Below are 22,281 nucleotides of genomic sequence, written 5' to 3' on the forward strand. Positions count from 1 at the left end.
ACCCGTCGGTCTCCCAGGCCGGGTTATAGTCCCGGGCCGTAAACGCGGGAGGCGCGCTGTGAAGTGAATTTGGCAGGTTTGGCGCGTTTGGCAGCTTGTCACCCTGTTTTTGCGCCAAGGCGCCCGGCGCCGCCATGGTTGAAGGCGAACCCGGCTCGTTCTTGTGAATCCCCGCCTGTGCCGCTAATCCGACCCCCTAGACCCCATTATCGACGTGCATTGGAGGGCCGCATGGCCATCGACGCTGCGACGGTGCGCAAGGTTGCGCATCTCGCCCGCATCAAGACCCCCGAGGATCGGCTGGAGCCGCTGGCCCAGGAGCTGAACGGCATCCTGCAGTGGATCGAACAGCTGAACGAGGTCGATGTCGACGGCGTCGAGCCCATGACCTCGAACGTCGCCCAGCCCCTGCGCCTGCGCGAAGACGTGGTCACCGACGGCGGCAAGATCGACGCCGTCCTGTCCAACGCCCCGAAGTCGGCCGACGGCTTCTTCGTCGTGCCCAAGGTGGTCGAATAGTCATGAGCGACCTGACCAAACTGACCCTGAAGGGCGCCGTCGACGGCCTGAAGGCCAAGGATTTCTCCTCGGCCGAGATCACCCAGGCCTTCCTGACCTCCATCGAGGCCGCCAATCCGACCCTGAACGCCTATGTCGAGGTGACGGCGGACAAGGCCATGGACATGGCCCGCGCCTCCGACGCCCGCATCGCCTCGGGCGAGGGCGGGGCGCTGGAAGGCGCGCCGCTGGGCATCAAGGACCTGTTCTGCACCGAGGGGGTCCAGACCACGGCCGGCTCCAACATGCTGCGCGGCTTCGTCCCGCCCTATGAATCGACCGTCACCGCCAATCTGTGGCGCGACGGGGCGGTCATGCTGGGCAAGCTGAACATGGACGAGTTCGCCATGGGCTCATCGAACGAGACCTCGGCCTTCGGTCCGGTCAAGAACCCGTGGAAATCGACCGGCTCGAACGCCGATCTGACGCCGGGCGGATCTTCGGGCGGTTCGGCCTCGGCCGTCGCCGCCGACCTGTGCCTGGCCGCGACCGCGTCCGACACGGGCGGCTCGATCCGCCAGCCCGCCGCCTTCACCGGCACGGTCGGGATCAAGCCCACCTATGGCCGCGCCAGCCGCTTCGGCATGGTGGCCTTCGCGTCTTCGCTGGACCAGGCCGGCCCGATCACCAAGACGGTCGAGGACGCGGCCCTGCTGCTGCAATCCATGTGCTCGTTCGACGCCAAGGATTCCACCAGCCTCGACGTCCCGACCCCCGACTGGACCGCTTCGGTCGGCAAGTCGGTCAAGGGGCTGCGCATCGGCGTGCCGCGCGAATATGTCGTGGACGGCATGCCCGCCGAGATCCAGGCCCTGTGGGACCAGGGCGTGGCCTGGCTGAAGGACGCGGGCTGTGAGATCGTCGAGATCAGCCTGCCGCACACGAAGTATGCCCTGCCGACCTATTATATCGTCGCCCCGGCCGAGGCCTCGTCGAACCTGGCCCGTTACGACGGCATGCGGTTCGGGCACCGGGCGGATCAGTTCAGCTCGCTGGACGACCTCTACGCCACCTCGCGCGCCGAGGGCTTCGGCAAGGAGGTCCAGCGTCGCCTGACCATCGGCGCCTATGTGCTGTCGGCCGGCTTCTACGACGCCTACTATGTCCGCGCCCTGAAGGTCCGTCGCCGCATCGCCGAGGACTTCGACAATGTCTGGGGCCAGGTCGACGCCATCCTGACCCCATCGACGCCATCGGCCGCCTTCGCCATCGGCGACAAGCAGATCGACCCCCTGACCATGTATCTGAACGACGTCTTCACGGTCACGACCAACCTGGCCGGCCTGCCGGGCCTCTCGGTCCCTGCCGGCGTCGATTCCGGCGGCCTCCCCCTGGGCCTACAGGTTATCGGCAAGGCCCTGGACGAAGCCACGGTCTTCCAGGTCGGCGCAGCGCTGGAACGGGCCGCGGGCTTCACGGCCAAGCCCGGGAAGTGGTGGTGAGTTGAATGGAGGGCCGGCGTGATCGCCGGCCCTCCCTCTTCATCAGGCCGCCGGAAGCGCCTTCAGATCGGCGTCGATCGCCGCGATCTTCTCGTCGGTGATGTGGCCCTGGGAGTAGGGCGCGACCTGGCGAAGGGTCATGCCCTTGAACTGGCCATAGGCGGGATGCTTGTCCATGCCGGGCAGGTGTTTCTCCACCACGGCCTTGGTCGCGGGATCGGCCAGCAGGGCCTCGATCGGGCTTTCGATGGTCGGATGCTGGGCATGATGTTCGTCATGCGCGTGGTCAGAGGCGTGTTCGGGGGCCGGAGCCGGCGCAGTCTGGGCCGAGGCGGCGCCGACCAGAAGCAGGGAGGCCGCAGCAGCGGCGAACAGGGTCTTGGTCATCGGATTCTCCATTGAGGCGACCGATGTTGAGCGCGATTTCGCGACACCCTCAAGACAGCCTCTTTCTCGCCGCCGCCGACGGCGCTAGGACGAACCCATGACCGACACTGTTCCGAACTCGAAAACCATCAAGGGCCGCACCGGCGATTGGGAAATCGTCATGGGGCTGGAGATCCACGCCCAGGTGGCCTCCAAGGCCAAGCTCTTCTCCGGCGCCGCCGTCGGCTTCGGCGCGGGGCCGAACGAACAGGTCTCGCTGGTGGACGCCGGCTTCCCCGGCATGCTGCCGACCCTGAACAAACACTGCGTCGAACAGGCGGTGAAGACCGGCCTGGGCCTGCGCGCGCAGATCAACAAGCGCAGCCAGTTCGACCGGAAGAACTACTTCTATCCCGACTTGCCGACCGGCTATCAGATCAGCCAGCTCTATTATCCGATCGTCGGCGAAGGCGTGGTCGAGGTGGAGGCCGAGGACGGCAGCTTCTTCAACGTCGGCATCGAGCGGCTGCACCTTGAACAGGATGCGGGCAAGCTGATCCACGACCTGTCGCCGACCGAGAGCTATGTCGACCTGAACCGGGCCGGCACGGCCCTGATGGAGATCGTCTCGCGCCCCGACCTGCGCACGCCGGAAGAGGCGGTCGCCTATGTGAAGAAGATCCGGACCATCCTGATCTATCTGGGCACCTGCGACGGCGACATGGAGAAGGGCAATCTGCGCGCCGACGTGAACGTGTCCGTCTGCCGCGCCGGCAACTACGAGAAGTTCAAGGCCAGCGGCGATTTCAGCTTCCTGGGCACGCGCTGCGAGATCAAGAACGTCAACTCGTTCCGCTTCATCTCCCAGGCGATCCAGTACGAGGCGCGCCGCCAGATCGAGATCCTTGAGGACGGCGGTTCGATCACTCAGGAGACCCGCCTGTTCGACCCGACCAAGGGCGAGACGCGTTCGATGCGGTCCAAGGAAGAGGCGCAGGACTATCGCTATTTCCCTGATCCCGACCTGCTGCCGCTGGACCTGGAAGAGGCCTGGATCGCCGAGATCAAGGCGTCCCTGCCTGAGCTGCCGGACGAGAAGCGCAAGCGGCTGATGAGCGAATATGGCCTGTCGCAGTACGACGCCATCGTCCTGATCTCGGAACAGGCCAAGGCGGACTATTTCGAGGCCGCCGCGAAGGGGCGCGACGCCAAGCTGGTGTCCAACTGGGTCACCAACGAGGTCTCGGCGCGTCTGGCCGCCGACGGCAAGGACTTCAGCGAGAACCCCCTGCCGGCCGCCCATGTGGCCCAGCTGGTCGAGCTGATCGAGACGAACGTCATCTCGTCCAAGATCGCCAAGGAGGTCTTCGATCACGTCTGGAACGGCGAGGGCTCGCCGGCCGAGGTGGTCGAGAAGCACGGCCTGAAACAGGTCACCGACACCGGCGCCATCGAGAAGGCTATCGACGACATCATCGCCGCCAACCCGGACAAGGCGGCCGCCGTCGCCGAGAAGCCTCAGGCCCTGGGCTGGTTCGTCGGTCAGGTCATGAAGGCCACCGGCGGCAAGGCCAATCCGGCCGCGGTCAACGACATCCTGAAGGCCAAGCTGGGTCTTTGATTTTTGGGGGCTGCGGCCCCCAAACCCCCGGCTGGTCGCTAACGCTCGCGGCGCGGCCGCTCTCTGCTTGAGCGACCCATTCTAGTAAGAAGGCCCGGAGAGCGATCTCCGGGCCTTCTTCGTCGAGACTACCAACGCCAGGCGTCTCGGATCACGTCGATGATGTAGCCGTCGCGTTCGTCGATCAGATAGATCGTATTGTCGACCAGGACCCAACGCGCCCCCTCCGGCGGATAGCCGAGACCATAGGTGCGCCAGTCGTCCAGTCGATACCGCCAGAAGGTGTCCGGCAGATAATCGCCGGCCGACCAGTCGCGGCCCCAATAGGAGCGGGGCACGCTGTAGTAGCCCCAGCCCGGCGCGAAATAGAACCCCATGCGGACGCCGCTGTAGCCATGGAAGCGACGGTCGTCCCGCCACCAGTCGGACCGGTGGTTGCGATAGAAGTCGCGCCGCCACTGATCGCTGCTGAAGCGACGGCGGAATTCGTCGTGCCGGTCGCGGTTCTGGTTCCAGCCAGAGCCGGGCCGGTGGGGCTGGCCGGGCCGCGTGTGACCATTGTCGGGCCGATCCGGCCGGTTCCAGCCGCCGTCCGGGCGATGGGGCCGCCCGCCGCTGTCGCCCGGCCGATCCGGTCGGCCGCCGCTTGACGGGCGGTCAGGGCGAGATCCGCCGGTCTGGGGGCGGTCGGGGCGAGTCCAGCCGCCCTCGGGACGGTCGGGACGAGGCGGCCGACCGGGGTTGGCGCCTTCCGGGCGGCCGGGCCTGACGTCGGGACGATCCGGCCGTGCGCCGCCGTAATTCGGACGATCGGGCCTGTCTTCGCCTGTCTGCGGGCGGTCCGGACGCGCCGGCCGTGTCTCACCGAAACTGGGGCGCTCCGGACGGGGCCGCTCGGGACGCGCAGGGGCTTCCGGCCGGGACTGTAAAGGACGGTTCGGCGCGGGACGCTCTCCCCGCGTGATCTGCGGCCTCTGGGGGCGGTCGGCGTCGCGTTGTTCGCGATCGACCTGACGGTCCTGGGCCAGGGCCTGGATCGGTGTGGCCAGCGGGGCGCCCAGGGCGGCGACGGCGGTGAAAGCCATCAGGAGGCGTTTCATGGTCTTTTCATTCCTGCACGCTGGTTTTCCAGCGGCTTAAGGTGATGATCGCGCTTGGTCGATGAACCCCGGCTGAATGCCGTTCGGGGGACGCCCCAGACAAAAGCCCCGCGAGATTTCCTCGCGGGGCTTGTCGGCTCAACAGCTTGGCGTCCTCAATAGACGTTGGACAGGACGCTGGCGATCAGGCCCGTGGCGACCGCGACCATCAGAATGTCGCTGCCGGCGTGGACGTAGCGATAGCCGCGAGGCGCTTCGCGAAGACCATAGAAATACGGGTCGCGGACATAATAGGTCCGGTACTGCGGCGGCAGATAGCCGCCCGTCCGCCAGCGATAGCCGTAGTAACGGGGCTCGACCCGGTAATAGCCGTAGCTGGGCGCGTACCAATATCCCGAGCGCGGGCCGTTGTAGCCCCGGAAGTCCGACCGGCCGCGCCACCAGTTGCGATTGTTGCGGTCCCAGCGGTCATCGCGGCGTTCGTGGCGGAAGTCGCGACGGTCGTCCCACCGGTCATGACGATAATCCTGCCGATTGTCGTAGCGGCCCTGACGCCAGTCACGACGGTCGTCGCGGCGTTCCGAGCGGTAGTCTCGCCGGTCGTCGCGGCGGTCTTGGCGATATTCCCGACGATCGTCGCCGCTCTGCGCCTCGGCCAGCAGGGGAACGGCCGTGGTGGACAGGGCGATAGCGACAACAGCGGCCTTGGTGAGGCGGTTCATCTGCGTGCTCCATTCTGGGCCGCCGACGGAAACGACGAACTGGCCCGTTAATGAAGTGAAGGTCGGATTTCGCGCCTGAACGCGTCCTGAATGACCGTGTCAGGATCGAAATGTGGATTGCGGCTGCGTGTCGCGGCCCCCAGATGCGAGGCACGCCACAGGAAAGACCGCCGCAATGACCGCTCCGATCCAGCTCTGGTACTGGCCCACGCCGAATGGATGGAAGGTGTCCATCGCGCTGGAGGAGATGGGGCTGGCCTATGAGGTCCAGCCGGTGAACATCGGAACGGGTGAACAGTTCGAGCCTGGGTTCCAGGCCATCAGTCCGAACGGCCGCATGCCCGCCATCGTCGATCCGGAGGGGCCGGGCGGCCAACCGATCTCGATCTTCGAATCCGGCGCAATCCTGCAGTATCTCGGCGACAAATCCGGCCGCTTCTATCCGACCGAGGCGCGAGCGCGCGTCGAGGTGAACCAGTGGCTGTTCTGGCAGGTCGGAGGCCTGGGGCCAATGGCGGGCCAGACCCATCATTTCCGCCAGTATGCGCCCGCGATGATCCGCGACCAGCGCCAGATCGCCTATGGGGTGCAGCGCTATACGAACGAGACGCACCGTCTGTATGGCGTCATGGATCGACGCCTGAAGGACCGCGACTATCTGGCGGGCGACTATTCCATCGCCGACATGGCCGCCTGGCCATGGATATTGCCGACGCTGCAGGGGCAGATTCTGGCGGACTTTCCGCATCTGGCGGCCTGGATGGATCGGGTCGGGTCGAGGCCCGCGGTCAAGACCGGGCGTGCTCTGCTGGAAGATCGGCGTGGAAACGCCGGCGCGGCGGGCAAGGACGCCGAGGCGGCGCGCAGGGTCCTGTTCGGTCAGCGGGCCACCAAGACGTAAACAAGCCCCTTCCAAATCGTATCGGAACGCTGAACGCTTTTCGCAGTATTCATTCCTGCTTTACTTAAAAGTTTGGCGGCGCCTTGCGCCGTTAACTTTAACTTCAAACCGGCGGTATTTGATGCGGTATCAGAGGCGGGCCCAGAACGGCGCCCGTTCAGGAGATACGGTAATGAACGCGCAAGAAATGGCGCACGACCTGCAGGCCGACGTGGAAGTCGTGTCCTTGCCGCTGCCGACCGTCGACATGTCGGGCGACGACCTGTTCAAGCTGGGCATGATGTATTCGGCCGGCTCGGGCGGTTGTCCGATGGACCGGGTCTCGGCCCACATGATCTTCAACCTGGCCGCCATGAAGGGTTCGATCGAGGCGCGCGTCTATCGCCGCGAGATGAGCCAGGAGATGGAGCGCGAAGAGATCGCCGAGGCCCAGAAGGCCGCCCGTCGCTATATCGACGCCGGCGTGGTGCGGCTGGCCGCCTGAGACTTCAGAAGGTGGCGTAGCCGTTGCCGTTCGATCCATTGATCGAATAGCTGAAGCCGATGGGCAAGGCGGCGCGCACCTGGGTGAAGAAGGCGGCGAGTTCGCCCAGGGTCGACCGCGGCACGAAAATGATGTCGCCCCGACGCAGGGCCACGACCTCGCCGCGACGCGGGCGCAGGTCGACCACCCGCATCATGCGCGATCCGCCGGGACCACGCCGGATCAGGGCCGCGCGCTCGGGCTTGCCCGACGGCAGGAAGCCGCCCGCCTGGACCACGGCCTGATAGGCGTCCAGATCGCCGGTCATCTCGATCACGCCCGGGGTCCGCACCTCGCCGTCGATCCAGACGCGGATCGGCCCTGCCTGGCGCAACGTCACCTCCACGACCGGCCGCACCAGTTGCGAGGCGTAGGCCGAAGACACCTCGCGCTCCAACTCCGGCAAGGTCCGATCCGCCGCCATGACCTGGCCGACCAGGGGCAGGGCGACCCGACCGTCGGGTCCGACCTTCAGGGTGCGGGTCAATTCAGATGCGGTGGGCAGGGCCACCTCGATCTCGTCCCCCGGATAGAGCAGATAGTCCGGCTCTTCGTCCGTCCAGTCGGCGAAAGGGATGTTGGGGAAGTCGCCGCGTCCCGCCGCTTGGACCCGCTGCACGTCGCCCTTCGGGCGCGGCATCCGGGCGGCGTTGCCGCCGCAGGCCGCTAGGGCGGCGCAGCCCGATCCGAGGGCCAGCAGGAATAGTCGGCGATCTGGCGTCATGGAATCGATCTGGTCCGACGAAAGGAGCGTTGGGTCGCAGACTCGCCGCTTATGGGTAACCGATGGTTAACGCCGGTGGGCGAAAGGTGGATTCGCAAGAGACTTTCCAGGATTCGGCCCGCCTATGCGCTCGACGGCATATGTCACGACCCGACCGCGCTACGGCGTGCTGGACGTCGTCGGCCTGCTGTTCCGCGAACTGCTGCTGATGATCATCGTCTTCCTGGTGATCTTCGCCCTGGGCGCCGCCGCCGCCTTCACCCTGAAGAAGAATTACACGGCCCAGGGCGCGGTCTTCGCCGGCGTGGGTCAGGAATATGTCTATCAGCCGCGCGTCGGCACGGCCGAGCGGGGCCAGGCTCCGCAGGGCGACGAGGTCGCCAATTCCGAGGCTGCGATCCTAAGCTCGGGGCAGGTGCGCCAGCGCGTGGTCGAGGCGCTGGGGCCGGCGGCGATCCTGGGCAAGACGCCGACGGGATCACGGGACCGGGCAGAGGCGGCGGCGCGCAAGCTGATCGGCGCCAGTCTGAGCGTCGGCACCGCGCCGGGCAGCGCGGTCATCCGTCTGAGCTACGAGGCCGACGACCCGGAGCGCGCGGCGCGCGTGCTGAACACCGTGATCGAGCAATATCTGGCCTATCGCCGCGAGGTCTTCCAGGACAAGACCCCCGCCATCGCCACCCAGAGACTGGCGTTCGAAGGCGATTTGAGCGCGGCGGATCAGGCCTATGAGCAGTTCCTGACCAGCAACGACATCGGCGACTTCACCGCCGCCAAGACTACGCTGGCGGCCGTCTATCAGACGGTCTTCACCGACAGGCTGTCGACCCAGAGCCAGCTGAACCAGACCAGCCAGAGGCTGAACACCCTGGTGGCGCAGCAGGCGGCGACCCCGGCGGAGGTGGCGCTTCAGCAGGACCTGAACATCTCGGCCCAGGATCAGGTGCTGCAGCTGCGGACCGAGCGGGAGCAGCTGCTGTCGCGCTATCAGCCGGACGCCCAGCCTGTGAGGGACATCGAGGCGCGGATCGCCCAGCTGCAGGCCTATGTGGGCACAGGTACGGCGGTGGGGGCCAAGGAGGTCCGCACCGGGCCGAACCCTGTCTGGACCGAGTTGGAGACCAACCGGATCAACACCCAGGCCGACCGCGACGCCCTTGCGGCGAGGCTCTCGGCGCTGGATCGTCAGTTGACGGACATTCGGTCGCGGCAGGCGCGGCTGACGGCGCTGGAGTCCGAAAACGCGACCCTGGCCGGCAATCGCGAAGTCCTGACCGCCAATATTCGCGAGTTCCAGCAGCGCGAGAGCCAGAGCCGGGCGGACAACGCCCTGGTCGCCGCCGGCGCCGACAATGTCACCGTGATCGAACGCGCCCAGCCCCCCTCGACCGGCAAGAGCCTGAAGGCGCCGGCCCTGGCGGCGGTCTTCCTGTTCGCCGCCTTCACCGCCCTGTGCATCGGCCTGCTGCGGATCTTCTCGCGGCGCGGCTTTGCAACGCCGGACTCGGTGCGGCGGACGCTGGATATGCCGGTCCTGGCCGTGGCTCCGGCGAAGGCGCACTAGCCTCATGCCCGTGTTAGGCTGAGCCGATGGAGCGCGTGGCGATTCGATGGTCGATCTGACGTCCGAAATGGCGGGCCTGTGGGCGGCGCTGGGTCCGGCGCCGGCGCACCGCGCCCGCGTGATCCAGTTCGCCGCCGCCACGACCGGAGAAGGCGTCTCGACCGTGGCGCGGGAGTTCGCGCGCCTGGCCGCTGTCCGCGCGCGCAAGCCGGTCTGGCTGGTGGACGGAGATCTGGCCCAGCAGGGGCAGCTCGAAGCCATCGCCGCCGAACCGGACCGGTTCGGCCAACTGGGCAAGCCGGCCCAGGCCTCGCCCGACGGCTCCAGCTTCTTCGCCGTCACGCCGGCGCCGACGGGACGGGACGGCAAGCCGATCCCGCCCGCGCGCCTGCTGACTGCGCGACCCTGCCTGGGCGGCCGGTTGTGGATCACGCGCTTCCACATGGAGGCCCTGCGCTCTGGCCACCGGGTCGAGGCGATCGGCGAGGCCGGTTATTGGGACGCCCTGCGGCCGCATGCCGACACCATCGTCATCGACAGCCCGGCCGCCGACCGCAACGACATGGCGATCATCCTGGCGCCCTTCGTGGACATGACGGTTCTGGTGGTCGCCGCCGGCGGCGCGACCGCGAGCGGACCGGTGATCCTGCGCGACGAGATCGAGGCTGTCGGCGGCCGTATCGCCGGGGTGGTCATGAACCGCTCGACCTACAAGCCGCCGAAGTTCCTGAGCCGGCTGGCGGGCTGAAGTCCCGGTGCCGACGTGAGACGCACCCAAGATCGTCGAGACCTATACGCGATTGAGATAGGCCTTGGCTTCGTCCGATAGATCGACGCGGACGGCAGGGGGGCGGCCAAACGTTTCGTTCACCGAGCGCGTCCAGGCGTTGACGGCGGCCTTGTCGGCCATGTTCATCTTGTGGAATGCGTCGCTTATCTCGATCAGCATGCTCAAAGCGGCGCTGGCCTTGCCTGTAGGATGGCCGTCCAGTCCCAGTTCACCGCTCGCTTGTGCAGCTTCGATGCGGTCGGCCAGCTTGAGGCGCGCCTCCATGGTTGCTTGCCAATCTTCGGGCGATTGACCTTTGTAGGCGGCGAAGGCGATCTTATCGTCCTCGGACAGTGCTTTGTAAAAACCAAGCTGCAACTCGAATGTATCGGAGCTGCTGTGTGATTGAGATACGCGTGCAGACAGTTGCGAATGAAGCTGCATGCTTAGTTCGTTGCCGCGCTTTTGGAAGCTTGAAGCTGTAAAGCCTGCCGTGAAGTAATCTTGCGTGGCCTTGTTGCTCGACGGAATATCATAACGTCGCTGCTGGATGTCATCCATAATCGCAGCCTTTCGTCTCGAACTCACTGCGCCGGAGTCGTCGTTTAGTTCGTCGATGATCGCCTTGAGGCCCGGATCCACCGTGCCCTTGCCGGCCGATGCCTGGGGCCCAACCGTCACGCTAGAGATCAAAGTCATCGCTGTCTCCACCGTGGAAGGTTCACGAACAAGCAGGTTGGTCAGACTAAAACCCTAAGTTGATCCACTTTTGTTAAGACGACATGACCGAAGGCAACTGCGTGTCGCACCGAAAGAAAGCCGCCCACCGGTCGGCTTGCAGACGACGCCTCGGTCGTCAGGCCCCCGTCCGCCGCACCATCGCCGCGCCGTAGAGTTTCGGTTCGAAGCAGCTGGTCCAGAAGACCTTTCCCAGGCCGCGCGACATCCGGTCCAGGGTTTCGGCGCGGGCAGGGCGGCGCAGCAGGGTGAGGGCGAGGGAGGCGAGGCCCCAGACGGCGGTCTGGGCGGCGCCGATCAGCATCCAGCGGGCGAGGCCGGGCCAGTCGTGGCGGGCGGCGGCCATCTGGCTGGGGCTTTGGCCATAGGCGAAGGCGCGCATCAGGGCGTAGTTCAGGGTGGCGCGGTCGGGGGGCGCGAACTCGTCCACCCAGGCGTCGGCGGCCCAGCCGAACCGGCCGCCGCGCGCTTGCAGGGCGGTGAACAGGCGGTCGTCCTCGCCTCCCGTCTGGTCCATGGCGGCGTCGAAGGGGGCGGGGCCGGGCAGGGCCGTGGCGCGGACCATCAGACTGTTGCCGCAGCCGTGGATCTGGTCGGTCAGGCCGGTCTGGGGCGGGCCGTCGCGGCCGAAGAACCGCTCCAGATAGGGGGTGGTCCATCCCGTGCCCTCGGGGACGCGGCCCCGGATCGGGCCGAACAGGACATCGGCGCCGGTCTGGGACTGGGCCTGCAACAGGGCGGCCAACCAGCCGGGGGAGGCGGCCTCGTCGTCATCCAGGAAGGCGATCAGGCGGGCGTCGGCAGCGGCCAGGCCGATGTTCCGGGCCGTGGCGACGCCGGGGACGGGGGCGTGGGCATAGGTCAGGGGAACCGGCGCCTCAGGCCGCAGGCGGTCGATCACGGCGGCGGCCGAACCCTCGGGGTCATTGTCGGCGACGACCACGGCGGCGATCCGGTCCAGCGACCCGACCTGGGCGAAGACCGAGCGCAGGGCGCGTTCCAGCATGGCCGGGCGACGCAGGGTGGGAATGAGGACGGCGACGTCCCGCATCAGATCGCGTCCGCATACACGGCCGCGCGGTACAGACGCAGGGCGAAGGCGCGGGTGCGGGTCGGCAACAGGGGCGACAGGGCGGCGCCCCGGGCCAGGCGACGGATCAGGGGCAGGGACGGCAGGCGTTTCAGGGCGCGGGCGGCCTTGTAGCTGGGGTAGGTCTGGACGATGGCGGGGTGCAGGGCGACGACGCGGGCGAAGTTGGCGGCGCCCTGGTCGAACTTGCGCGCCAGGTCCGGCACCGTGTCCAGGCCCATGTGGGTGGCCGGATTGTCGATGTGGACCACCGGGAACCGGCGGGCGACCCGCATGGCCCATTCGACATCCTCCCACCCCCAGCCGGTGAAGCCGGGGTCGAAGGATTCGACGGCGAAGACGTCGCGCCGGACCAGCAGGTTCGAGGTGTAGACGTATTTCTCGGGCGTCCTGGCGCGCTGGGCGGCGCGGACGCATTCGCTGGCGCCGGACAGGGCGCGGTGGACGGCGAAGCGGCGGTCGCGTGGCGCCTGTTTCAGCGAGAAACCGCCGAAGGCCACGGCGGGGTCGTCGCGCGCAATCAGATCGACCCAGGTCTGGAGAAAGCGGGGGCTGTCCGGCTTCATGTCGCTGTCGAGGAACAGCCAGGAGCCGGCGCGGGCGGCGATGGTCAGGCGATTGCGCCCGCGCGCCCGGCCTTCATTGGCGGACAGGGTGACGAGGCGGGCGGGCAGGGCCAGGGCGTCCAGCGCCGCCTTCAGCCGGGCGGTCAGGGCGGCGTCGCCCGTGCCGTCGTCCAGCAGGATCAGCTCGACCCGGCCGGCCAGGGCGGGGCCTTCTGTATCCAGCCGGCGCAGCAGGGGCTCGGGATCGTCGCGCAGGAAGGGGATCAGGACCGACAGTTCGGGCCGGGCGGCGGCCCAGCCGGGGTTGTCGTGGATATCGGCGCGGGAGCCGCTCATGCCGGGGCTCCCCGTCGCGTCTGGATCAGTCGGTACAGCACGTCGCGCACCCCGGCGGCGTTGAGCGTCAGCGCCAGGGCCGCATAGACCAGTCCGCCCACGCTCGCGTCCAGCATCAGTTCGACGAAACCGCGCAGCGGTGGAAGGCGCCAGACCACCAGGGCCATGCCGGTCGAGGCCAGGCCGCACCGGATCAGGGCCTCCCACGGAATGGGCAGGGCGATGGCGCGGCGGCTGATCAGCAGACAGGCGACCAGGCCTATGGCGAAGCTGAGGGCCGTGGCGACAGCGGCGCCCAGCACGCCGAGCCGGGGGATCAGGATCAGGTTCAGCAGGATGTTGGCCAGCGCCGGAACAGCCATGGTGACCAGCAGCAGGCCGGTCTTCTTGCCCAGGGTGAAGCCGAAGCCGAAATAATAGGCGATCAGGCCCGACATGAAGGCCGAGGCCGCGATCCAGGGCGTGACCAGGGCGGCGGCGACGCGCAGGTCGGGGCCGATCATCAATTCGGCCAGGGGGCGGGCCACAAGGGCCAGGCCGACGGCGGCGGGCAGGCCGATCAGGATCAGGGTCGAACCCTGTTCCAGGGCCGTGTGACGCAGCGCCTCTCGGCCGCCGCGCTCCAGGGCCATCACCATGGCCGGGGCCCCGGCCGCGCCCAGCCAGATGAACATCACGTCCAGGGTGCGGTTCGCCAGGCTGTAGCTGGCGTGATAGGCGCCCACCGCCGCCGCATCCATGAAGCCGGCCAACAGGAAGCGGTCGGTCGAGGCCAGGACCAGGGCCAGGGTCAGCGACGCCGCGATCGGATAGCCATAGGCGGCGTAGGCCTTCAGCCGCGCGCGATCCACGGTTCCCCCGGCCGACTGGCGCAGTTCGCCCGGCAGGATGAAGGGCAGGGCGAACAGCGGAGCGATCATCAGCCCCAGCATGGGCGAGGCCGCGCCGGCCCCGGCCAGGGCGAACCCGGCCCCGACCAGAAAGCCCAGGACGGCGACAAACATATCGACCGAGGCGGCCTTGGACACCTCGCCGGCCGCGCGATACCGCTCCTGCGCCAGCTTGGCCAGGTTGCGGATCGGCGCCCCGGCCAGGCCGAAGCCGACCGCCAGCTTGAAAGCCGGGGTCAGGGGCAGGAGCCAGACCACGAGAGCCGCGACGGGCACGAAGACGGCGATGACGGCGAAGGAGGTGCGGTACAGGCTGGCGAAATGGGCCGCCAGGCCCTCCGGCGTGCGCTCGGCCGCCCAGAAGCGGGCCATGGACGCCTCCAGCCAGCTGAAGCTGACCGTATGGGCCAGGCTGGTGACGGAGAATGCCAGGGCGTAGTGGCCGAAATCCTCGGGGCTGAGCAGGCGGGTGAAGACGACGATGGTCAGGAAGCCGACCACGCCCTGGACGATCTGGGCCGGCAGATAGCCCCAGACGCCGCGCCAGAACATGCGCTTCTCGCTCACCGCACGGCCGCCCGGTCGCCCAGCAGGACGGGGATGGTGATCAGGATGATCCACAGGTCCAGCCAGAAGGACTGGCGCTGGATATAGTCGATGTCCAGCTCGACGCGGCGGCGCACCTCGGCCTCGCTGTCCACCGGTCCGCGCGACCCGCAGACGGCGGCCCAGCCGGTCATGCCGGGCTTGATACGGTGACGGTGGGCGTATTCGGCGACCAGAAGCGCGGATTCGGTCTCGCCGGTCCTCATGCCGATGGCGTGAGGGCGCGGGCCGACCAGGGACATCTCGCCCCTCAGCACGTTGAACAGCTGGGGCAGTTCATCCAGGCTGGAGGCGCGGATGAAGCGGCCGACGCGGGTGACGCGGTCGTCGTCGGCGACGACCTGGCGGCTGGCGGTCGCATCGGCGTCGCAGTGACGCATCGAGCGGAATTTCCACACCACGATGGTCTCCTGGTTGAAGCCATGGCGACGCTGACGGAAGAAGACCGGGCCGGGGCTGTCCAGCCGCACAGCCAGGGCGATCACCGCCATGACCGGGGCGAAGGCGACCAGGGCCAGGGCGCCGATCACCACATCCTGCACCCGTTTGACGAAGGCGCGGCGGTCGGCGTCGGGAGCGGACCCGATCTCGGCCAGGGACGGACCGGCCAGACGATTCAGCGCCGCCTCACGACTGGCGTCGGAATCGAACAGGACGGTCAGGGGATTGGGCAGGGTCTCCAGACGGCGCGTCAGATCCCGCACCCGCGCGCCCGCATCGGCGTCGATCGCCAGAACGATCCGGTCGACATAGGGCAGCATCCGATGGGTCAGCAGGGCGTTGGCCCCGCCCAGCACCGGTACCCCGGCCAGACGGTCAGGCGAGCGGGCCAGGCGGTCGTCGAACACGCCCAGCACGTTCAGGTCGCGCCGTTCCAGCGCCCGCCGGATCAGGGCCTCGGCGTTCCGGGTCGCCCCGACGATGACGATATTGGGCGACAGCAGGCCCTGCCGTCGCCAACGCGCCGCCAGCACCCGCCATAAGCCGTGCAGGGCGACCAGACAGACCGTCGCCGCAAGGCCCCAGGGCAGGACCGGCCCCAGGCCGTGCCCGTCCAGGCCCAGACCCACCAGCAGCGCCGCCCCGATCGCCAGGGCGACGATCCCGACCACCCCGACCAGATGGAGCAGGGGCGTCGGCTCTGCCCCGAATCGATAAAGGCCCAGGCTTCGCAGCAGAGCCAGGGCGACGACGACGCCGGTCGCCAGGGGCAGGACGGCGCCGACGGTCAGGGTCTTCACATCGAGAGACCCCAGCGACCACAGGGCCACAACGGCCAAATCGACCACAGCCAGAACGTCAGCGGCGCGGAAATAATAGGCGGCCAGCCGCACGGTCGAGCGCTGGCGTGCGTTGCGCCACACCTCCGGTCGGAACGGACCCCGCTCGGCATGCGGCGGGAGGCTGGCGGCGGCGCAGCCGTTCGCACTCGCTGCGGTCGGCGCGGCAAGGGGACGGGCGCAGTCGGGCATGTCGATCCGGAGTTTCCGCACGGCCGCCACCCTGCATGCGCCGCCTCTATGTCGCGTTAACAACAGGTCTTTGGTTCGAACCGGATTGCACGACGCATCATGCTCGGCTATCGAGCCCTTCGCTGGAGACGTGGCCGAGTGGCTGAAGGCAACGGTTTGCTAAATCGTCGTACCCTGTAAGGGGTACCGAGGGTTCGAATCCCTCCGTCTCCGCCATACCCCTAAAAAATCAATATTTTCAATGGCATAATGCGGACGGCGGGCCGTTTGTGTGACGCTTTGTGTGACACGCTCAGTTGATTTCTATCGTTCCGCCGTCGCTATCAAACGCCAGGTGCAGCGAAGAACCTGAAGCGAGCCGTGGAGATATGCACGCCGCTCTCCAAAAGCGCGACGTGCGCGCAACGCAAGATTGCCACAGGCAAGAACCGTGTTAGGTCTAAGCGTTGCTGACCGTTTGCGGTGGGCTGGCGGGGAGAACTCTTTTGCGAGTGTCGCGATATTTCAAGTTGGGGCGGACGCAGCCCACGTTGGATTTTGTGGACGTCGACTACAGCGGCGACACCGGGCTATTTATCAGTCCAAAGGCCTTGGCTGGACTTCCGTCTGATTGGGGAGACGCTTGCGTCTCGCTTGTGCAGAGTTTTTTCGGAACCGTGCTGAGCCACATCAAAGCTGGCCGCCACGGAGAAGCCGAACGGCTTTTGAAGGCTCTGCGGGAACCTAACGAAACCCACCTTGGCCTGTCGGTGGGGAAGTCGAAAGGACGAGCTTTGGGGGACAGCTCCGCGCACGATGTGTGGAGAGCGCTGAGTAACAGCCAGGCAGCGACAAGTGGCCTCATCCGGGACTTGGAAGACACTGTCCTCCTCATTCCGGGGATTGGTGTCGATGTCATATCCGACATGACGACCAACATTATTCGTGGTCCGCTGATCGAGTACACGCAGCAGATGGCCGCGCATTACAAGATCAAGCTAAGCCCTGGCATCCCCTCGGGTCCGCAGTGGAACCCGACGAAAAAGGACTGGTATGAGGACTTCGTCGATCTACCGATGACACCGGAGGGTAAGCTCCTCCTAGTCCCAAAAGCGATTGTGCGCCGCCACCTCGCCTACAGCCTGACCGAGTACTACAGGTTCCACGTCCTCACTCACCTTCAAGATGTGGAACTCCGGGCGAACTCGCAACTTGTCCAAATCACGAAAAAAACGAAGGAGCGCTACGTTACAAAGAAGGATGTTGAAGAGAAATACGGCAGATCGAAGAAAATGGTGTCGGACGTGACGATCCAGAATCCTTCGTTGCTGGAAGAATATAAGCGTAAGGCCAATGATCGACCTTATCTGCCACTTGATCATAGCGACATTGCCGCCACCGAGGGGACTGCAAAACCTGATTGGGATGAGTTGCTAAAAGCGGTTTTAGCTATACCTACAGGCCAAGCGGACGCCAAGGGTTATGAGACAGCTATCGAGGCGCTTTTTACCGCCTTGTTCTACCCAGACTTAACGAACCCGGTAGCTCAATCTCGCATTCATGATGGTCGGAAGATCATTGATATCGACTACACGAACATGGCGAAGGGCGGATTTTTCAGTTGGTTGGCTAAGCACTATCCTTCCGGTCGTATATTCGTTGAGTGCAAGAACTACGGCGGAAAGGTAGCAAATCCCGAAATGGATCAACTTTCACGACGGTTCTCGCCAAGCCGAGGGCAAGTAGGACTATTGGTTTGCCGATCATTTTCCGACAAAGCCCGGTTTGCGGCGGGATGTCGCGACACGGCAAAGGATGGGGGCGGCTACATCATCGCGTTGGATGACGACGACCTGAAAGCACTAGTTCACGACAGGAAGACAAATGAAGAGTTCCAAGCTTGGACGCTCTTAAATAAGCGCTTCCGGGCTTTGACGGATTGATAGAGATACACTCCGATCCATCAAAGTCCTCGCTCCCTGTGATCTGCATAACCGCCCCGGATCGATAGGACAGCAGGACCGCCCTGCATGAAAGTCAGATAGCCGCGCTCAGGATGGCATAGGAACAGAAGGCTTAGCTCGCCTTCCCGGATTGTCTCGATGATCGAGGACTGCTCCATGATCTCGCATGCTTCGTCGAGATCGATCAGTTCGGCGTGATGGTCTTGCATATGTGTCCCCCGACACTGTGGCTCCGACGAATCGGAAGCGTTGTTGAGGGAGAGATATCTAGACCGGGATATTTGACTGTGCGGATGGTCAATCCGATTTGTGGATGATTATTTTCGTCTGGAATGGTGATGTCTTTTGTCTGGAAGGCATGACTTTAAATCCGGCTTGGAGCGTCCCCCTGGCCGGATTTCGATGCTGACGTGCTGCGGGGCCTCTTTCGTTTCTAGGCGGGCGTAGCGGGCTTGGTCGTAGGGGCCGAAGACTGACTTCCTGCTCCCCAGCCTCCGGGCCGGTGTGGTGACCTCCGGAGGGCTGTGCGTGTGATCGTGTAGTGTTGTTGGCGTTTGATCGTGGCGTCTTGTTCTCTTGGCGTCGTGGTGGCTGTCAGGTGATGTTTAGGATCGTTCCCCAATCGTAGGTCATGCCGGTTCGGGCGTAACCCTTGCCGCTGTAGGTCGCCGCGCCGCCCGAGTGGATGGGCTGCAAATCGAAGGTCGGCTCCCAAGCTGGGTTGCGACAGACGGCCTTGGGCGCGCGACGACAGGACGGATATCGCCGGAGGAATGGTGACGTGATCTCCGGCTTATCGTCCTGGCCCCAATAGGTCCGGAGGATCGCGCGAAGATGTTCTTCCTCGTTCCCCTTGAGGCTGATCCATCCGTGGATGTGAGGGTAGGGTGCGCCGGTTCGCGTTGTCGGCTCGTAGAACGCGACGAACAGAGGGAGATCATCCGGTCTCGGGTCTTTGCGACGTGGAAGGCCGCACAGCTCGCGCCCAATCCGGCGAGCGATGCGCGCAAGGTCGAGGCGAAAGCTGGTGTCCGGATCAAAGTGGCGTTCGGGATAGCAGCCAGCCGTCAGGGTGATGAAATGGGTCGCACCCATGTCTTCAGCCCACTCGGCTATCGCTTCGCCCGTTTTGCGCAATGCGCCGGCCATCAGTGGACGGTCGCGGCCACCGTGTTGTCGGTGGCGTGGACGCTGGCGGAATCCAGCGCAGCGGCAACGTCCCGAGCGACCATGAGGGCCATCGGGAAGTCGGTGTCGTTGACGATGAGGTGGATGCGACGGCCAGCGGGCTTGAGCCGGATGGTGTGGCCGTGTTCGGCGGTCACGATCTTGAACGTCGAGATAGACCGGCCTTCAAGCGACTCGGTGATGGCGTCAGCCAAGGCGACGGCCTCTTTGCCGGTGAGAACGGCGGCGTCGATGAACGGATTGTAGAGGAGGACGGCGTTTCCGACCTTCGCGAAGGTCGGCTTGATGACGAAGGGCGGCGGGGCAGGGCTCCAAGCCGTTTCTTCTTGATAAACCGTCAGTTCGGCCCGGAGCAGTCGGTAGAGCAGCAAGCCCTTCGGCTCTCCGCGCATCATCGACAGGAAGTCCAGCATCCGGGCGCTGGCATCGTTGACCCGCACGTGGCGGGAGGTTTGGGTGGGGGCGGTAGGCAGGGCCTCATCAGTTGCGATCATTCCCCATTTTACGCCATCAACTTGGACGAGTCGAGTCCATTGTTAACGCCGGGATGCCGGTTGCTACATTGATAGAAAGATAGCTCTGTCTCGAAAATAGAGACTGAGCGTCGGTAAATGTCTCGAAGGTCGAAGTGACGATATCCTGTCCCGATTACCGGGACAGGACTCGATCAGAGAGGGTGTCTCGGGCATTTTTATCTTGACACGACCCCCTTTCCCCGCGAGTATCTGAATGAGCGAAGCGAGTGAAGATACGAGCCATATAGATTCTTCAAAGACTCTATATTCTATATAGATTCAAAGATTCTATAAAACTTCGTGGGAGCGGGGTAGCGTGTCAAGAACCGCTCCCGGCGCTCGAACGTAGCCTTCTCAAAACAAATGATCCCGGCGTTGCTTCAATGATCGTCAGGAAGCCCGGTTTCTGGGCCATGGAGGTGGGTCAAAGGCCGATCTGGAGCAGCGGTTGCTTAGCGCGCTCGAATCGGCTCTACGGCCTCCATCTGGAGGCGTGGGAGCAGTGACGCATGACGACGCCTCAAATCACCGAAGAACGCCTTCGCAACTATCTGGACGGCAATCAGCCTGCCCGCGAACGCCTCTGCATCGCCATCCTAAATATGGATCGACGCTTCTCTGACGTTCGTCCTAGGCACCCGAAGGGCGGCCCCGATGGGGGCCGCGACATTGAAGCGAAATATCGGGATACCGAGCTGACATACGGTGCGGCGGGCTTTGTAAATGGGGCCAACGATTCCGAAGCGCAGATCAAGCAGATCAAAGCCAAGTTCAAGGCCGACCTTAAGGCCGCTTTGCGTGAAGAGGTTAAGCCTACCGCGTTCGTTTTCTTCACCAACGTCGCTCTGACGGCGGGCGAGAAGGCGGCACTGGTGAAGGCAGCGACAAAGGCCGGGGTCACAGAATGCGATATCTTCGACCGGGAGCGGCTTAGGGTTGCTCTGGACGGCACGGACGGCTTGGGCGCTCGCGTCCAGTATCTCGACATTCCCATGTCGTCCGCAGAGCAAGCCAGCTTTTTTGCCCGCTGGGGCGACGACATTCAGTCGCTCGTTGCGTCACGTTTTCAGAGTGTGGAAAGCACTCTTTCGCGGCTGCTATTCCTTCAAGAAGCTAGGGCGACTCTTAAGACGATATCCGTCAGGTTCATTCTCGACCGAACTTACACTGGAAAAGAGATTGGGCACTTCCGGGCCTTCGTCAGCTTCTTCTTCCCGAAGATGCGCCATGGCCTGACGGAGGCGCTATTTGGCTCGACAGACAAGAGCCGCAGATTCAGTGCCCATCCCTACAGAGGTCGGCCAGAGCCGAGCGGGATCGCGCACGGCGTGTCAGATATGCGTTGGGAGTCCCGGCTCAAGATCAAGGGTGATCCCGAGGACGATGACGCCGAGGCGGACTACGTGAAATACGTTCCGCATGGGTCCGGAAGCGGCATTGGTGCGAAGGAGGTCAAACAGATAGTCGTTTCCTATCACCACACGGACACCTTCGATTTTCAGTTCCTGCCCCGATTGAGCTTGGAGGACATTCAAGGCGCTTGGGTGATGCCGAACCTCAATGCCACACTAGCAGAGAAGCTAGATGCGATTGAGATTTGGGCGGATGGCTATGTGCTCATGTCCCTCGAACGGAGTGATTTCAGTCTTGATCGCTCTCCGACAGAGTTTCCGGTGCCGGGGCATTTTTCGGACCAAGAGCTGGCTGATCCTTGGGTTCGCATTCGACCTTCCGGCTTCAGCTCCAATCTGACCATCGACTTCACGAGGCAAACCCCAAAGAGGGCCTATGTGACGAAGGAAATGGGGGGGCCGATCAAACGCTAAAGGGGAGCGCCATTCTGATCCGGAGTGGGGGGATCGCCGCCGCCATCGATCCTCAAAAGGAGGTGACGGGTCGATCTATACAGTCTATCCGATCATTCGACTAAGTCAACTGTCGCGCAATACCTTTTCACTGTTGCCGGTGATAGTTTGAAGTGACGGGCGGTGTCTTGAATGCTGGCCTTGTTGCTCTTGCGCCATTTGACCACAGAAGCCGCGTCAGCGGCCTTCGGGCGTCCGAGGCTATCCTTGCCCCGGTGCGTCTTCCCCGTGGCCTGTAGCGCCTTCCTAGCGGCATTCCGGCCCGCTTCGGTCCGTTCGGCTATGCGGTGACGCTCCATGTCTGCGACTTGGGCGAGGACGGCGAGTATCAGCTCGCCAACACCGCGACCGATGGGGCCTAGACCTCGCACGTCCACGGTTACGCCAGCTTCGATCAGGCGGCGCACTGTGGCCTGAACGTCCAAGGCGTCACGGCCTAGGCGGTCAACGGCATACACATACACGGTGTCCCCGGATCGCACCTTCGTCAGCAGCTCCGCAAAGCCGGGACGGGAGGCGGCGAGCATGGCCCCGCTCACCCCCACGTCGCTGAACTCTTGATCGAATGGACCGGGCATGGCGGCGCGTTGCGCTTCGATACTCTGGTCGCCGGTCGAGACCCGGAAGTAGGCTATGCGGTGCATGGCTGGCTCAGAAGATAGGGTGTCTATGCCCCTAGCTCATAACCCCGGCTCATAACCTCGTCAACGTATGTTTTGCGCTATGGCGCAGAACTTACAAGTTTTGAGCTAACGATCACGCTGGGGTAGGCGTTGACTACA

At 64.9% G+C, this 22,281-nt stretch carries 22 protein-coding genes and 1 tRNA gene; 10 read left to right on the top strand and 13 right to left on the bottom strand.

The window, feature by feature from the left end; translation table 11 throughout:
* The first annotated feature begins 231 nt into the window (after positions 1-231).
* Both gatC and gatA read left to right on the top strand, forming a co-directional pair.
* On the top strand, positions 232-519 hold the full coding sequence (gene gatC / locus ACP7CK_RS04200; RefSeq protein ID WP_008261275.1) for an Asp-tRNA(Asn)/Glu-tRNA(Gln) amidotransferase subunit GatC: 288 nt from the start codon (positions 232-234) through the stop codon (positions 517-519).
* Positions 520-521: 2 nt separating this feature from the next.
* Positions 522-2,000 carry an Asp-tRNA(Asn)/Glu-tRNA(Gln) amidotransferase subunit GatA gene (gene gatA / locus ACP7CK_RS04205; RefSeq protein WP_426025210.1) on the top strand — a complete coding sequence of 493 codons (1,479 nt, stop codon included), beginning with the start codon at positions 522-524 and terminating at the stop codon, positions 1,998-2,000.
* A 42-nt stretch (positions 2,001-2,042) separates the two neighbouring features.
* Here the strand turns inward: gatA and ACP7CK_RS04210 are convergent, their stop codons facing one another.
* Positions 2,043-2,387, bottom strand: a complete 345-nt coding sequence (locus tag ACP7CK_RS04210; RefSeq protein WP_426025211.1) for a hypothetical protein — start codon at positions 2,385-2,387, stop codon at positions 2,043-2,045.
* Positions 2,388-2,484: 97 nt separating this feature from the next.
* Here ACP7CK_RS04210 and gatB point away from each other — a divergent pair, with 97 nt between their 5' ends.
* The gene (gene gatB, locus ACP7CK_RS04215) at positions 2,485-3,987 is read left to right on the top strand and encodes an Asp-tRNA(Asn)/Glu-tRNA(Gln) amidotransferase subunit GatB (RefSeq protein WP_426025212.1); all 1,503 of its coding nucleotides are present in this window, start codon (positions 2,485-2,487) and stop codon (positions 3,985-3,987) included.
* A gap of 128 nt (positions 3,988-4,115) precedes the next feature.
* Here the strand turns inward: gatB and ACP7CK_RS04220 are convergent, their stop codons facing one another.
* Both ACP7CK_RS04220 and ACP7CK_RS04225 read right to left on the bottom strand, forming a co-directional pair.
* The gene (locus tag ACP7CK_RS04220; RefSeq protein WP_426025213.1) at positions 4,116-5,087 is read right to left on the bottom strand and encodes an RcnB family protein; all 972 of its coding nucleotides are present in this window, start codon (positions 5,085-5,087) and stop codon (positions 4,116-4,118) included.
* A gap of 155 nt (positions 5,088-5,242) precedes the next feature.
* On the bottom strand, positions 5,243-5,809 hold the full coding sequence (locus ACP7CK_RS04225) for an RcnB family protein (RefSeq protein WP_426025214.1): 567 nt from the start codon (positions 5,807-5,809) through the stop codon (positions 5,243-5,245).
* Between the two features lie 175 nt (positions 5,810-5,984).
* Between ACP7CK_RS04225 and ACP7CK_RS04230 the strand changes: the two genes are divergently transcribed.
* Positions 5,985-6,710, top strand: a complete 726-nt coding sequence (locus tag ACP7CK_RS04230; RefSeq protein ID WP_426025215.1) for a glutathione S-transferase N-terminal domain-containing protein — start codon at positions 5,985-5,987, stop codon at positions 6,708-6,710.
* Between the two features lie 172 nt (positions 6,711-6,882).
* The gene (locus tag ACP7CK_RS04235; protein ID WP_008262819.1) at positions 6,883-7,194 is read left to right on the top strand and encodes a hypothetical protein; all 312 of its coding nucleotides are present in this window, start codon (positions 6,883-6,885) and stop codon (positions 7,192-7,194) included.
* Positions 7,195-7,198: 4 nt separating this feature from the next.
* Here ACP7CK_RS04235 and ACP7CK_RS04240 read toward each other — a convergent pair whose 3' ends face one another.
* The gene (locus ACP7CK_RS04240; RefSeq protein WP_008259496.1) at positions 7,199-7,957 is read right to left on the bottom strand and encodes a polysaccharide biosynthesis/export family protein; all 759 of its coding nucleotides are present in this window, start codon (positions 7,955-7,957) and stop codon (positions 7,199-7,201) included.
* A gap of 124 nt (positions 7,958-8,081) precedes the next feature.
* Here ACP7CK_RS04240 and ACP7CK_RS04245 point away from each other — a divergent pair, with 124 nt between their 5' ends.
* Together ACP7CK_RS04245 and ACP7CK_RS04250 are read left to right on the top strand one after the other, a co-directional pair.
* Positions 8,082-9,521 (top strand): GumC family protein, encoded by a 1,440-nt coding sequence (locus ACP7CK_RS04245; protein ID WP_426025216.1) that lies wholly within the window; start codon positions 8,082-8,084, stop codon positions 9,519-9,521.
* A gap of 46 nt (positions 9,522-9,567) precedes the next feature.
* Complete coding sequence (locus ACP7CK_RS04250; RefSeq protein WP_008261560.1) at positions 9,568-10,269, top strand: hypothetical protein; 702 nt, start codon at positions 9,568-9,570, stop codon at positions 10,267-10,269.
* Between the two features lie 42 nt (positions 10,270-10,311).
* Here ACP7CK_RS04250 and ACP7CK_RS04255 read toward each other — a convergent pair whose 3' ends face one another.
* The 5 genes from ACP7CK_RS04255 to ACP7CK_RS04275 form a co-directional block, all read right to left on the bottom strand.
* Positions 10,312-10,989, bottom strand: coding sequence for a hypothetical protein (locus ACP7CK_RS04255; protein ID WP_426025217.1), 678 nt, complete (start codon positions 10,987-10,989; stop codon positions 10,312-10,314).
* 157 nt (positions 10,990-11,146) lie between these two features.
* Positions 11,147-12,079 (bottom strand): glycosyltransferase family 2 protein, encoded by a 933-nt coding sequence (locus ACP7CK_RS04260; protein ID WP_426025218.1) that lies wholly within the window; start codon positions 12,077-12,079, stop codon positions 11,147-11,149.
* Positions 12,079-13,020, bottom strand: a complete 942-nt coding sequence (locus ACP7CK_RS04265; RefSeq protein WP_426025219.1) for a glycosyltransferase — start codon at positions 13,018-13,020, stop codon at positions 12,079-12,081. The genes ACP7CK_RS04260 and ACP7CK_RS04265 overlap by 1 nt, the downstream gene beginning before the upstream one ends.
* Positions 13,017-14,477, bottom strand: a complete 1,461-nt coding sequence (locus tag ACP7CK_RS04270; protein ID WP_426025220.1) for a polysaccharide biosynthesis C-terminal domain-containing protein — start codon at positions 14,475-14,477, stop codon at positions 13,017-13,019. Before ACP7CK_RS04270 ends, ACP7CK_RS04265 begins: the two co-directional genes overlap by 4 nt.
* Positions 14,474-16,009 carry an exopolysaccharide biosynthesis polyprenyl glycosylphosphotransferase gene (locus tag ACP7CK_RS04275; RefSeq protein WP_426025221.1) on the bottom strand — a complete coding sequence of 512 codons (1,536 nt, stop codon included), beginning with the start codon at positions 16,007-16,009 and terminating at the stop codon, positions 14,474-14,476. The genes ACP7CK_RS04270 and ACP7CK_RS04275 overlap by 4 nt, the downstream gene beginning before the upstream one ends.
* Positions 16,010-16,112: 103 nt before the next feature.
* On the opposite strand from ACP7CK_RS04275, the gene ACP7CK_RS04280 reads away from it, so the two are divergent.
* Both ACP7CK_RS04280 and ACP7CK_RS04285 read left to right on the top strand, forming a co-directional pair.
* Positions 16,113-16,204, top strand: a tRNA-Ser gene (locus ACP7CK_RS04280).
* A 314-nt stretch (positions 16,205-16,518) separates the two neighbouring features.
* Positions 16,519-17,910 carry a hypothetical protein gene (locus tag ACP7CK_RS04285; protein ID WP_426025222.1) on the top strand — a complete coding sequence of 464 codons (1,392 nt, stop codon included), beginning with the start codon at positions 16,519-16,521 and terminating at the stop codon, positions 17,908-17,910.
* 20 nt (positions 17,911-17,930) lie between these two features.
* Here ACP7CK_RS04285 and ACP7CK_RS04290 read toward each other — a convergent pair whose 3' ends face one another.
* The 3 genes from ACP7CK_RS04290 to ACP7CK_RS04300 all read right to left on the bottom strand — a co-directional run bounded on the left by ACP7CK_RS04290 (position 17,931) and on the right by ACP7CK_RS04300 (position 19,613).
* A complete protein-coding gene (locus tag ACP7CK_RS04290; RefSeq protein WP_426025223.1) occupies positions 17,931-18,140 on the bottom strand; it encodes a hypothetical protein in 210 nt (69 codons plus the stop codon).
* A gap of 385 nt (positions 18,141-18,525) precedes the next feature.
* On the bottom strand, positions 18,526-19,080 hold the full coding sequence (locus ACP7CK_RS04295; protein ID WP_426025224.1) for a hypothetical protein: 555 nt from the start codon (positions 19,078-19,080) through the stop codon (positions 18,526-18,528).
* Complete coding sequence (locus ACP7CK_RS04300; protein WP_409715104.1) at positions 19,080-19,613, bottom strand: hypothetical protein; 534 nt, start codon at positions 19,611-19,613, stop codon at positions 19,080-19,082. Before ACP7CK_RS04300 ends, ACP7CK_RS04295 begins: the two co-directional genes overlap by 1 nt.
* Positions 19,614-20,143: 530 nt before the next feature.
* Here ACP7CK_RS04300 and ACP7CK_RS04305 point away from each other — a divergent pair.
* Positions 20,144-21,460 carry a hypothetical protein gene (locus tag ACP7CK_RS04305; protein WP_426025225.1) on the top strand — a complete coding sequence of 439 codons (1,317 nt, stop codon included), beginning with the start codon at positions 20,144-20,146 and terminating at the stop codon, positions 21,458-21,460.
* Positions 21,461-21,552: 92 nt separating this feature from the next.
* On the opposite strand, the gene ACP7CK_RS04310 is transcribed toward ACP7CK_RS04305, so the two are convergent.
* Positions 21,553-22,143: a recombinase family protein gene (locus ACP7CK_RS04310; RefSeq protein WP_409715110.1), complete on the bottom strand. Its 591-nt coding sequence runs from the start codon at positions 22,141-22,143 to the stop codon at positions 21,553-21,555.
* Between the last annotated feature and the right edge of the window lie 138 nt (positions 22,144-22,281).

It is taken from the genome of Brevundimonas sp. TSRC1-1 (assembly GCF_049898245.1).
GTDB classification, from domain to species: domain Bacteria; phylum Pseudomonadota; class Alphaproteobacteria; order Caulobacterales; family Caulobacteraceae; genus Brevundimonas; species Brevundimonas mediterranea_A.

Excerpts from the sequence above, each read along its gene's own strand:
- gatC (WP_008261275.1), top strand. The coding sequence starts at position 232 with ATGGCCATCGACGCTGCGACGGTGCGCAAGGTTGCGCATCTCGCCCGC.
- gatA (WP_426025210.1), top strand. The coding sequence starts at position 522 with ATGAGCGACCTGACCAAACTGACCCTGAAGGGCGCCGTCGACGGCCTG.
- ACP7CK_RS04210 (WP_426025211.1), bottom strand. The coding sequence starts at position 2,387 with ATGACCAAGACCCTGTTCGCCGCTGCTGCGGCCTCCCTGCTTCTGGTC.
- gatB (WP_426025212.1), top strand. The coding sequence starts at position 2,485 with ATGACCGACACTGTTCCGAACTCGAAAACCATCAAGGGCCGCACCGGC.
- ACP7CK_RS04220 (WP_426025213.1), bottom strand. The coding sequence starts at position 5,087 with ATGAAACGCCTCCTGATGGCTTTCACCGCCGTCGCCGCCCTGGGCGCC.
- ACP7CK_RS04225 (WP_426025214.1), bottom strand. The coding sequence starts at position 5,809 with ATGAACCGCCTCACCAAGGCCGCTGTTGTCGCTATCGCCCTGTCCACC.
- ACP7CK_RS04230 (WP_426025215.1), top strand. The coding sequence starts at position 5,985 with ATGACCGCTCCGATCCAGCTCTGGTACTGGCCCACGCCGAATGGATGG.
- ACP7CK_RS04235 (WP_008262819.1), top strand. The coding sequence starts at position 6,883 with ATGAACGCGCAAGAAATGGCGCACGACCTGCAGGCCGACGTGGAAGTC.
- ACP7CK_RS04240 (WP_008259496.1), bottom strand. The coding sequence starts at position 7,957 with ATGACGCCAGATCGCCGACTATTCCTGCTGGCCCTCGGATCGGGCTGC.
- ACP7CK_RS04245 (WP_426025216.1), top strand. The coding sequence starts at position 8,082 with ATGCGCTCGACGGCATATGTCACGACCCGACCGCGCTACGGCGTGCTG.
- ACP7CK_RS04250 (WP_008261560.1), top strand. The coding sequence starts at position 9,568 with ATGGTCGATCTGACGTCCGAAATGGCGGGCCTGTGGGCGGCGCTGGGT.
- ACP7CK_RS04255 (WP_426025217.1), bottom strand. The coding sequence starts at position 10,989 with ATGACTTTGATCTCTAGCGTGACGGTTGGGCCCCAGGCATCGGCCGGC.
- ACP7CK_RS04260 (WP_426025218.1), bottom strand. The coding sequence starts at position 12,079 with ATGCGGGACGTCGCCGTCCTCATTCCCACCCTGCGTCGCCCGGCCATG.
- ACP7CK_RS04265 (WP_426025219.1), bottom strand. The coding sequence starts at position 13,020 with ATGAGCGGCTCCCGCGCCGATATCCACGACAACCCCGGCTGGGCCGCC.
- ACP7CK_RS04290 (WP_426025223.1), bottom strand. The coding sequence starts at position 18,140 with ATGCAAGACCATCACGCCGAACTGATCGATCTCGACGAAGCATGCGAG.
- ACP7CK_RS04295 (WP_426025224.1), bottom strand. The coding sequence starts at position 19,080 with ATGGCCGGCGCATTGCGCAAAACGGGCGAAGCGATAGCCGAGTGGGCT.
- ACP7CK_RS04300 (WP_409715104.1), bottom strand. The coding sequence starts at position 19,613 with ATGATCGCAACTGATGAGGCCCTGCCTACCGCCCCCACCCAAACCTCC.
- ACP7CK_RS04305 (WP_426025225.1), top strand. The coding sequence starts at position 20,144 with ATGACGACGCCTCAAATCACCGAAGAACGCCTTCGCAACTATCTGGAC.
- ACP7CK_RS04310 (WP_409715110.1), bottom strand. The coding sequence starts at position 22,143 with ATGCACCGCATAGCCTACTTCCGGGTCTCGACCGGCGACCAGAGTATC.